The sequence below is a fragment of the Vibrio sp. V39_P1S14PM300 genome (assembly GCF_009904765.1).
GTDB classification, from domain to species: Bacteria; Pseudomonadota; Gammaproteobacteria; order Enterobacterales; family Vibrionaceae; genus Vibrio; species Vibrio proteolyticus.
Window position 1 is genome coordinate 1 of record NZ_WXWP01000141.1, and the last position, 11090, is coordinate 11090.

At 51.3% G+C, this 11090-nt stretch carries 9 protein-coding genes; 4 read left to right on the forward strand and 5 right to left on the reverse strand.

The features are described from left to right. Window positions 1–77: 77 nt before the first annotated feature. From CAG65_RS06640 to CAG65_RS06655, 4 genes are read right to left on the reverse strand one after another with little or no spacing between them, the layout of a single operon-like run. Window positions 78–1034 (reverse strand): L,D-transpeptidase family protein, encoded by a 957-nt coding sequence (locus tag CAG65_RS06640; RefSeq protein WP_161452972.1) that lies wholly within the window; start codon window positions 1032–1034, stop codon window positions 78–80. A gap of 2 nt (window positions 1035–1036) precedes the next feature. Next, window positions 1037–2449 (reverse strand): deoxyribodipyrimidine photo-lyase, encoded by a 1413-nt coding sequence (gene phrB, locus CAG65_RS06645; RefSeq protein ID WP_161448084.1) that lies wholly within the window; start codon window positions 2447–2449, stop codon window positions 1037–1039. Window positions 2450–2458: 9 nt separating this feature from the next. Beyond that, window positions 2459–3259, reverse strand: a complete 801-nt coding sequence (locus CAG65_RS06650; protein ID WP_161452974.1) for a MerR family transcriptional regulator — start codon at window positions 3257–3259, stop codon at window positions 2459–2461. Continuing rightward, complete coding sequence (locus CAG65_RS06655; protein ID WP_161448088.1) at window positions 3249–4202, reverse strand: YbgA family protein; 954 nt, start codon at window positions 4200–4202, stop codon at window positions 3249–3251. Before CAG65_RS06655 ends, CAG65_RS06650 begins: the two co-directional genes overlap by 11 nt. Window positions 4203–4554: 352 nt before the next feature. Here CAG65_RS06655 and deoD point away from each other — a divergent pair, with 352 nt between their 5' ends. From deoD to CAG65_RS06675, 4 genes are all read left to right on the forward strand, one after another. Continuing rightward, a complete protein-coding gene (deoD, locus tag CAG65_RS06660) occupies window positions 4555–5265 on the forward strand; it encodes a purine-nucleoside phosphorylase (RefSeq protein ID WP_161452976.1) in 711 nt (236 codons plus the stop codon). Window positions 5266–5347: 82 nt separating this feature from the next. Next, on the forward strand, window positions 5348–6817 hold the full coding sequence (locus CAG65_RS06665; RefSeq protein ID WP_161452978.1) for an IS1 family transposase: 1470 nt from the start codon (window positions 5348–5350) through the stop codon (window positions 6815–6817). Window positions 6818–6940: 123 nt separating this feature from the next. Further along, on the forward strand, window positions 6941–8425 hold the full coding sequence (locus CAG65_RS06670) for a hypothetical protein (RefSeq protein WP_161452980.1): 1485 nt from the start codon (window positions 6941–6943) through the stop codon (window positions 8423–8425). Beyond that, entirely contained in the window at window positions 8406–9986 is a 1581-nt protein-coding gene (locus CAG65_RS06675) for a GGDEF domain-containing protein (RefSeq protein ID WP_161452982.1), read from the forward strand. The genes CAG65_RS06670 and CAG65_RS06675 overlap by 20 nt, the downstream gene beginning before the upstream one ends. Before the next feature lie 8 nt (window positions 9987–9994). Here CAG65_RS06675 and CAG65_RS06680 read toward each other — a convergent pair whose 3' ends face one another. Further along, a complete protein-coding gene (locus CAG65_RS06680; protein WP_161452985.1) occupies window positions 9995–10882 on the reverse strand; it encodes a DMT family transporter in 888 nt (295 codons plus the stop codon). Window positions 10883–11090 lie beyond the last annotated feature (208 nt).

The following is an 11090-nucleotide window of genomic DNA, read 5'->3' on the forward strand; positions in this document are numbered from 1 at the left end:
GCCCTTTTGCTTTTCTGCGTTAGCGGAAATAAAAAAATGGTGACTCATGGGTCACCATTTTTTTATTTATCTTTCACTCACTCGGTTGGCAAAGCAAAGTCAACATCATCACCTAACGGATCCGAGTCAGCCGAATCGAAACTTGGCGGAATCACTTCGACTGGCACACCATTTTGCGCCAAAATCACCGAGCGGGCTTTGGTCTGAGGAATGTTGTGCTCCTCCATCCACCAAACCAGTTCCTGTGGCACTTTCAACTGTTTCTTACTGCCATCACTGCGAGTCAACGGTTCATGCGCTTCGACGAACACACTGCGATCCGGCTCCAGCGACATTTTGATCGGCTCATCGATCACTTTGACTTTCACGCCACGTCCAACCTGATGAAACAACCACTCAATATCTTTCGGATCCATTCGAATACAGCCCGCGCTAACACGCATACCGATACCAAAATCCTTATTGGTGCCGTGGATCAGATAATCACCCGCGCCGTACGCCAGCCTCATCGCGTACAAACCCAGCGGGTTATCCGGTCCAGCCGGTACCACGGGCGGTAACTCGACTCCTTTCGCCAGATATTCTCGACGAATCGAAGCCGGTGGTGTCCAGGTTGGGTTGGGTCTCATCTGGCTGATGGTGGTTTCCATTTCGGGTGTATCGCGGCCAATTCGGCCTATCCCTACCGGGAAAATGTGCACCTTATTCAGCTCTGGCTCAAAGTAATACAAGCGCAGTTCAGCCAGGTTAATCACAATACCTTCGCGTCTGACTGCCGGCAGAATAATTTCTGACGGAATCGTCAGCACATACCCGACTTGAGGAACAAAGGGGTCTACCCCTTTGTTGGCCGCCATCAGCGAAAGAAAGCCGACATCGTACTGCTTGGCGATGTCCGACATGTTTTCACCGTCTTTGACCTCGTGGTACTGCATACGGCCCACAATGTTACTCCCCTCCGGCGGAAGGTCAAAAGTCGCTGCGAACGCCGTTGAGCTCAGCAAACAACATAACGAGAGTAACTTTCGCAACATGTTCAATTATCCTTGGCTTCTTTATAGAGGCGTAAGGTTATCTCTCTTTCGGCTTTGTGATCAACTATTGGTGATGGATATGACAATGACTTTACACCCGGCCATTTCCAGGGTTGATGTATCCATTTGTCCGGAACGTCTGCTAACTCCGGCACCCATTGACGGACAAAACGCCCTGCCGTATCGAATTTTTCTCCCTGGCTGACCGGATTAAAAATACGAAAATAAGGCTGACCGTCGCAACCGGTCGACGCACACCACTGCCAACCGCCATTGTTGGCGGCGTAGTCACCGTCGATTAGTTTACTCATGAAATATTTTTCACCTTCCCGCCAGTCGACGTGCAGATCTTTGGTCAAAAAACTCGCTACCACCATTCGTAACCGGTTATGCATCCAGCCAGTCTGGTTGAGTTGGCGCATGGCCGCATCCACAATGGGATAACCGGTACGCCCCTCCTTCCAGGCCTGCAAATGCTTTTCCGAAGACCACCATTCAAGATGACGCCCCCATGGGACAAAGTCTTCGCTACGGCTGAGTTTAGGTTCAAAATGCAGCAAATGCTGGTAGAACTCACGCCAAATAAGCTCACTCTGCCACACTTCCCTGCCTGAGCAGAGGTGGGGGTGACCATAACTGAGCCTCGCAAAACACTGACGTACCGACAGCGCCCCAATAGCAAGATACGGCGACAGTCGGCTGGTCGCATCCTGCGCCGGGAAATCGCGCACCTGATGATATTGCTCTACGGATTGTGCGCAGTAATCGCGCATGGTGTCGATCACACTGCGGGTATCAACCGGATAAGCATTACTGCTGTGCCGCTCATAACTAAAAGGCGCCTCATTGGACAACACGTCACTGGACAGTGAACCGAGAGCCGCTGTTTGGGATGCTTTGTCGCTGCGCTTAATTGTCAGCGGGACTTCATAGAAACGCTTGAGGTAGGCTTTTTTAAAAGGGGTAAACACCTTGAAATAATTTCCCTGCTGATTCAGCACCGTCCCCGGTGGCAACGCACATTTGTCGTCATGCTGTTGGCAGTCGATCGCCACATCTGCCAACGCCTCCTGCAAATCGTTATCTCGCCGCACTTCATTAAGTTCGTATTCTTTGTTCAGGTGCACTGCGACCGCACCGAGAGTGTGCGCCCAGTGGGTCACCACCGCAACAGCATCGCTGAAACGAGCCTCTTCGGCATACAACAAAGGCACATCCAGTGCGGACAGATCGCGCTGCAATTCAAACAGACGCCGGTAAATCAGGTCTGCCTGAATCGGCGCCAAATGGTGTTCCTGCCACTGCACAGGCGTAGCCACAAAGGCTGCCACCACCGCATCTCCCGAACGGAGGGCCTGTTGAAGCGCTGTGTTGTCCTCAACACGTAAGTCGCGACGAAACCATACCAGTTGCATGTTGCCTCCCTAGTCCAGATGCAGTGCCCGCAGCACATCCGACGCGCTGAATCGTTCGTCCCATTGGCTGGACAAAGCGACGAGATGCTGCCGCTGAACATCCGGCAATGCACGGTTAGAGAACACATGTAAGCGCGAGAAAAACTCTAAGGCCGCACCATCACAGAGCCCGGTCAGATCGTCAGCCCCATCCAACACAATCACCCGTAGTCCGGTCTCGGACAGTTGTAGCGCTTCCAGCCAGGCAAAGACGCTTCCAACCGGATCCAGACTGACGAACAGACACTTGCCTTTGGTCGCCGCTTTATTTTCCGCGTCGATGATGGCACTGATGCGAGTAAGCATCAGCGCCTGGAACAACGCTTTTTGCAGCGTACGCTGGCTAGACTTCACTTTGTCCAGAGCCTCCGTCACCGGCATCACAAACTGCTGAGTCACAATCTTGAGCGGATATTCTTTAAACACACCGCTGAGGATGCTTTCGGCTTTGCCCTGATTGAGTACGGCCAGCGCTTCCAGCAGACTTTCCACTTCGTCCAGCGTCATGTTGTCTGCCTGCTCTGCGCCGGTCTCCTCATCGCCTGACAACAGCAAGCCTTTGACTTTGCCAATTGCCACACCTTTGGCCAGCCAGCGTTGAATCGCATGAATGGTATCAATGTCCGCTTGCGTGTACAGCCGATGGCCTTTCTCTGTGCGCTGCGGCTGAATGAGGTTATAACGACGCTGCCAGGCACGCAGCGTGACCGGTTTCACTCCGGTTGCTTCGGCCACTTCCCGAATTGCATATAGCTTTGTTTCACAACCCATAACGTAAACGTAACTCCTGCGGATAGGGGTTCAAATATTTCTGTTTATCCAGATAACTGTCCGGATAAGCGTTGAGGTAATGTTTGATGAGAGTCATTGGTGCAAGCAGCGGCAACAGCCCGATCCGATAGTCATCAATCACTTTGCGCAATTCTGCTTTCTGATCTTTATTCAGCGAACGCTTAAAGTATCCCTGCAGATGCATCAGCACATTGGTATTGTTCTTGCGGCTGGCCCGAATGGCCATGGCTTGCATCAATCCCAAACGATACAAGTTAAAGAACTCATTGATGTCATATTGATTGATACTGGCTACCAGCCGGCCAAGCTCTCGGTAAGACTGCGGATGATGCGCCATTAACGTCAGCTTGTAGCGTGAGTGGAACTCAATCAGCTTGCTGGCAGTGGGCACGCCGCCCATTGAAGTATACAAATCGTGCAGACAATAGACCCGGGTGATGAAATTCTCTTTGAGCACCGGATCATTCAGACGCCCGTCCTCTTCAATCGGCAGCCAGGGCATCGACTCCATCAATACACGCGTGTACATGCCGACCCCGTCTTTGTCGGCGTTATTCTTTTTGTACACTTTCACGCGTTCCATTCCACAGGTCGGTGACTTGGCACACACGATATACCCGCACAACGGCAATTGATCCAACTCGGCGACTTTATCCTTGGCAAACGCCTGCATTGCCTCGGTGTAGTCACGTTGCTCATCTTTGGTTTCCACCAGCGCTATGCGCTCTTCGTCGGAGATGAGCCGTATAGTTGGTCGTGGCACTGGCATCCCGATGCCGACTTCCGGGCACACAGAAATAAACTCCAGATGAGGAGCAAGCTCCTTGGTGACGAAATTACTCACTTTATGGCCAGAATCAAAACGGACCCGCTCGCCCAATACGCAAGCGCTGACGCCGACCAGAACAGATTGACTCTCCATGGTTCACCTCGAACATCGACATGTGTACATATTATTTTCTTGTACAATTATTAGCACAAGTCGATCACTGTGTACAAAAATATTTTTTGTACACCAATAAAAAGCTCACGCTTTGTTTCCAGAACAATCACCACAAAAAGGCAGCCAAACGTTTACACAAATCGATTGCCTTACCACTTTCAACACATTTGGTTATCAATGGAAAATATATCCCTCCACACAGGGCTTTTTGTGACATACTTCTCAAGGAGCCAGTACTGACAGGGTTAGTATTGGCTCAACAAGAAAACACACTTTCAACAGAAACAGTAAAATGACTCAATGCATTTACTGACAAATTGGAGTAAAAGCTATGGCAACCCCTCACATCAATGCACAACCAGGTGATTTCGCAGAAACCGTCCTTATGCCGGGTGATCCACTTCGCGCAAAATACATCGCAGAAACGTTCCTGGAAGATGTGAAGCAAGTTTGTGACGTTCGCAACATGTTTGGCTTTACAGGCACTTACAAAGGTAAAAAAGTATCTGTTATGGGCCACGGTATGGGTATCCCATCATGCTGCATCTACGTACACGAACTGATCTCAGAATACGGCGTGAAAAACGTTATCCGTGTGGGTAGCTGTGGTGCAGTACGCGATGACGTTAACCTGATGGACGTGGTTATCGGCATGGGCGCTTCTACCGATTCAAAAGTGAACCGTATCCGCTTCAATAACCACGATTTCGCTGCCATTGCCGACTACGACCTGCTCGAAACAGCCGTACACCAGGCGCGAGATCAGCAAATACCAGTGAAAGTGGGTAACGTATTCTCTGCTGACCTGTTCTACACCCCGGAAGAAGACATCTTCGAGAAAATGAAGAAACTGGGCATCCTGGGCGTGGATATGGAAGCGGCTGGCATCTACGGCGTCGCAGCGGATCTGGGCGCACGTGCGTTGACCATTCTGACTGTCTCTGACCACATCATCCGTGGTGAAAAACTGAGCTCAGAAGACCGTCAAAAATCGTTCAACGATATGATGAAAGTCGCTCTGGAAACGGCGATCAACATCTAATCGACTGTGATAACGAATTCTTTTCCACAGTACCAAGCTGCCAGCTCCGGTTGGCAGCCTGAATTTTCCCGAGGGGGCGATCGTGTCAAACGATGAACTGCCAAAGGAGGCAGACGGGTTACAACTCAACTTTTGTAAAACATTGGCGTGTGACAACTTTGGATTGAGTGAGGCAAATCGTTACGTTTTGCAGCATGCTAACCCTAAGCGGCCAACGATGGTATGTCGAGAGTGCGGTGCTTTCCCCCCCTTACTTAACAATCAGGAAGTGTTAAACGAACTGCATCGTTTAAGACACCTGCACAGCGATGGCCTTCCGGCGTGTCGCAACGACGAGTGCGAAAATTTCGGCTTGTCCGTTCATACTCATAAACATCTGTACCACGCATTTGGTTACAGTGGTGACCGACAGCGTTATCGTTGCAAAGCGTGTCAGTCTACCTTTGTCGACAAATGGTCCGGCGCCAACAAAAAGCTGACTTTTCAGGAAAATCTGCTCGGCTTACTCTTCATGAGCTACTCGGTGCGTGAAATTTGCCGCAAGCTGTCGATCAACCCAAAAACGTTCTACGATCACCTTGATCACATTGCCAGCCGCTGCCGACGCAAACTGGCGATGATAGATGCGCGCTGGGTCAACCATGCCAGCGAATACGAACTGGCGTCGTTTTACGTACCTTTGCAGCCGCAGAGCAACAACGGCGTATTGTGGATCACCACGGGAGAAGCCAACACCGGCTACATTTTGTGTCAGCACGTCAACTACGCCTCCGATGAAGAACCGCAGGGCGAAGTCGACCATGACCCTTACCAGACACCCGCTCGCTTTGTCTCCCGCGAGCACTCGTCAGAAGCCAACATGCCAGTACCTGAGGCATCACCCTATCTGCGTGAACGCATTGACCAGCAATATCAAACGATTCTAGCCCGCGGCAACGTCGAAGATCCGATGGGCAACCTGACCTCATTCAATTACCCGTCCAAAGGCGCACTAATACGACCTCCTTACACCTCTTACGCCCATTTTTTGCATGTGCTGGATATGTGTGGAGACGACAAACGCGTATCGATTTATATGCCCCAAGACCCCGTGCTGCGCTCTGCCGCACTGAGTGTATGCCTGCCTCGTATTCAGCGTCAAAATGTCGACCTTATGTACGTAGAAGAAGATCCGGGCTGGGAGAACACACAAGATTTTGACAAAATCGACATTGTTCATATGGGATGGTGGCGCGACCGTTGGGCGATCGCTTCTCAGCATCACACCGCCAAAGGAATATGCTACCTGGCCGGAGATCATCCGACGCCGGAATACTGGCTCCGCAAGGCCAGCACAGGAAAAATCGAATTCTACCACCAGCGCTTCCAGCTACTTTTTTCGACGTTCATTAACGAGCCGAGACGCAAGCTTCGCCCTGGTGGTCTGTTGCCCATGTTGGATATTTTTCGAGCTTGGCACAATCTGTGCTATCAAGATAAGACAGGGAAAACAGCGGCACAAAACCTTGGCCTGACGCAGCAACCACTGACATTGCGCGAACTGCTGTCGTAGCCAAGAATAGTGTGAACTAACCCGGCTATTTAATGGCCGGTGTTTGCTTATTCTGGCTTTAGCCTGACTGCTGTTTTTATAATGTCTTTCGCATGCCATGCGCTGAGCTAAAGGATTGATTCATTGGACAAAAGTCAGCACACGTTAGAAGCCGAAATTGAGCAATTACGGGCTCAGGTTGAGTCTAACCCTCAAAAAGTGCTGAAATTGGCCGAACAATGCGCCAATCGCTCTGTCCAAATTGCCTATCCTGAAGGCAGGATCCAGTGTTTGATCATCATGTCACGTTGCGCCTGGTGTCAGATGGACTATCGCAAAGGGCTGAAGTACATCAAAGACGCCTACGCCAAACTCAACGCTCTCGACACCGATGATTACCTGCCGGAAATTCTGCATATCCACGCCCTGCACTGTTGGGGGCAAGCCAAATACTATTCTGCTCAACAATACTGGATTAACACACTGGAGCAATCCGCGCTGGTCGGTGAAGTCGAATTTCAGATTGAGGCGCTGATTGGGCTTGGCAACATCTGGCGCATCACCAATGAGCTTGATATGGCTCGCTCGACTCATGAGCTGGCGGTGAAAGTTGCCAATAATGCCCGTATCGACTGGCTGGAAGGCAAATCCCGCATCTTGCTCGCATGGGACCACTACCTGCTTAACAACTATGTTGAGATGCTGACGGTACTCGACGGCGCGATAGAAGCGCTGCAGTACCACCCGGACAGGACCTGGCACGCCGAGATATGGGACTTTCGCGGCCTGGCGCTGCTCGGTCTGGAACGGGCTGATGAAGCCGAAGAAGCGACCCGCAAGGCGCACGATTTGGCTGTCGAGCACAATCTGACCTGGATGAAAGCACATTCATTTATCAGCCGGGCACGGCTGGAACTGCTGCGCAAAAACCCAGTGAAAGCTGCCGAACTATTGGTCGAAGCCGAAGCGTCCGCCGCCAGTTTTGATAATGGTGAGCTGCTGTCGCAAATCTGTTTTCAACAGTCACGGGTTGCCGAGGAATGCGGCGACGATCAAGCTGCGCTGGCTGCGTTCAAAAAGTACCGCCAGCATTCCGTCAACATGCTGCGTGAACAAAATTCCCGTACCGGTCTGGACAAAGCGCGAGACTCCAAACGCCAACTGGAACAGCGGGCGAGAAAGCTGATCAACCGTATTCGGGCCCAGCACGAATACGACCCGGAAAAACATCTCAGTCGCCTGGTTTCTGAAACCTATTGGTGGGAGCAATTGATGCAGCATAAAACCGAGTTGAAACGCGCCTCGCATACGGTTGTGACAATTCACCATGCCAATCCGGAATTGCTGGATGCCTGCACAGAGTTGGTTCACTCCCTGTGTCATCAGCAAGACTTACTCGCTCGCCTGAGCCAAAACCGTCTGGGATTGCTACTGGCCGAACAGGGACAGGCCGCCGATGAGATGTATCAGATCCTGCGCAATATGATTCAACTCTATCCATGGCAGCGTAAAGGATTTAAAGGTCAACAACCTGAGGTGATCTGTCAGGACGTTCTGTCCTTCCCGTTTACTCTGGAACAGCTGGAAGAGAGCCAGCATAAGGTATCAGATGGAAGCACTACTGAATAAAATACGTGAATCAGGGCTGGATGCTTCCTCTGTCAGTGGTGAAGAGGCAACCATCTTCTGGGATTATGCCCGCCAACACATCGCCAGTTCACCGCGTGAAAAAGCCCATTGCTGGATCATCAGTGCCGAGTACCGCCTGACTCTCAATCAGATTCGCAACAGTATCGACGAGCTGCGCGCCGCACTGAGTTTGCTCAGCCTGCCGCAGGATGCCGATGTGATCCTGTCAGTCAAAAACAGCCTCAGCGATCGCCTGTTTGAAATGGGGGATTTCTCCGGAGCACTTAACGAATACGTCTCCGCTTCCAGTATCGCCGTGGAGCACAGTGACATTGATGCCTATGTGCTGGCCATTCTGGGGATGGGTAATCTGTGTGATGCTTATGGGGATCACAATCGCGCTCTGCGCTACTACCAAAAGATAGACGGCATTGATCACGCCATTTCCAGTCGTTCGCTGCGGCTGAGATACAAACTGTACATGCTGGCGTGCTTTATCGAACTGCGCCGCGTCTCGGCGGCACACGATTTGATCAAAGAGTGCGAAGAATTAAGTATTCTGGTCAGTGATAAGGTTCTGTCCGGGCAAATTCTGCTCTATCAAGCGAAAATCCTGCGTCTGGAAGGTCATACCACCAAGGCGCTTCACGCTCTGGGCGACATTCAATACAGCGTCGGAAACACCAGTTCGAGCTGGCTGTTTAATATGATCCGCCTTGAACTTGCCCACTGCCTGAGTGAGCTCGGACGATCCGACATGGCGAACATGATTCTGGCGACCATCAGCAAACGCATTCGCCAGTACGCTTCCCCGGTGCTGGCTAAACGGTGTTTTGATACCTACAGCGCCGCTTGTGAGATGAACAGCGACTTTAAGCGGGCACTCGAATATCAGAAAAAGGCTTACCGAATTGAGTCGGATCTGATGAAAAATATCCCCATCAGCGAGCTCGGCTCCTCTCAGTTGCGTCGCCTGTCTCGCTTTGAACTGCAACTGAAGCTGATCCTGTCAGAGCTTGAGAACCGCGAGCTGAAAGAAACCACCGAAAACCAGAAGAATACTGTGGCTCAATTGCAGCAGGATGTGTTTACCGATCCTTTGACCGGCCTGCACAACCGCCGCTGGCTGGACGTTAAGCTGAAAGATTTGCTGCTGCACGATGCGACCTTCTCATTGCTGGTGATCGATATCGACCACTTCAAATCGATCAACGATGAACTCAGCCATCTGGTCGGCGATCAGGCAATCATTAACGTCGCCAAACAACTGGCTGCGTATTTCCGCTTTCGAGGAGCCTCCTGTGTTCGCTTTGGTGGCGAAGAGTTTTTGGTGATCCTGGAAAATCAACATCAAGATCAAGCCGCCATGCACGCTGAAAACTACCGTGAAAGAATATACCAATTTGGTTGGGATGATATTCTGGGCGAGCGCGGGCTGACCGTCAGTGTCGGCGTCACACAGCACCGCGATGGCGAAAATACCCAGCGGACTTTTTATCGCGCGGACAAAGCATTGTATCGTGCGAAAGCCAATGGACGTAATCAGATCTGTATTGAATAACCTGACCGCTAACGGATAAAGAACAACGAAATCCCTACCAGCGCAACCAGCGTACCAAGCACACTGCGCCGGGTCAGAGGTTCCCCTCTGCATGCGCAGATGACCAAGATAAACAGTGGACTGGTGGCGATCAACGTCTGCGCGATGGCCGGATTGGCGTTTTTCAGTGCTATCTGCTGCAACCACAACGCGAGAAATGTGCCGACAAAAATCGCCGCCAACAACCAGCCCAACGATGAACGGTTAAGCTGACTGAGATGACGCCGAATGGCACAAAAAGGCTGAGATTCAAGTCGCCCAACCACCAGCATCACCGCCCCAACCCCGACACTGAGACGGATCAACGCCCCAATCAACGGTGGAATATTCCCTTCGACCAACGCGTAATGCGAGATCACCACGCCGGTCGCCTGACACACACTGGCAAGCACACCAAATGCAATTCCGCTGGACGACATGATCCGCCCGGTGTGCGGTTCGGCAATCACATACATCACTGCAGCGGTGGTCAGCAACACGCCAAACCAACTTTGCAGACTCAGGCTGGCACGTAGCGCCAGCAAAGCCAATACGCCCGACAATGGCGGAGCCAAAGACTCCAGCAAGAGCGTTTTATTAGCACCAATTCGCTTTAGCGCAGCGAAATAAGCGCTGTCACCGATCGCGATGCCAATCACACCGGACAGGCCCAGGATCCACAGATGAGACGCACTCAGTTGCCACTCTGGTTGTGGCATAAACGGCAACACCAGTAACATCATCGCCGATGCAACCACACCTTTCACAATATTCAGTTGCAGTGCCGAAAACTGATGGCTGAACTGACTGTAAAGCCAGGTGGCGGCAGCCCAAACCGCAGCTGAAGAAATCGCTGCTGCTTCTCCATAGATTGACATTATTGCTTTCCCTGTCTGATGGTCGCTGGATAAAAAGTTGCCATGAACCGAAAAACCACAACTCTGTTACACAATTGATATGTATAAATTGGCTTCGACACTATACTTTTTACAATCAATTACTTATTTTTATCAATAGTAGCAACTGCTATTTCTCAAAGACCGAACTAGGACACCAATATGCTTCTCGATTACATCGCGCTGGGCC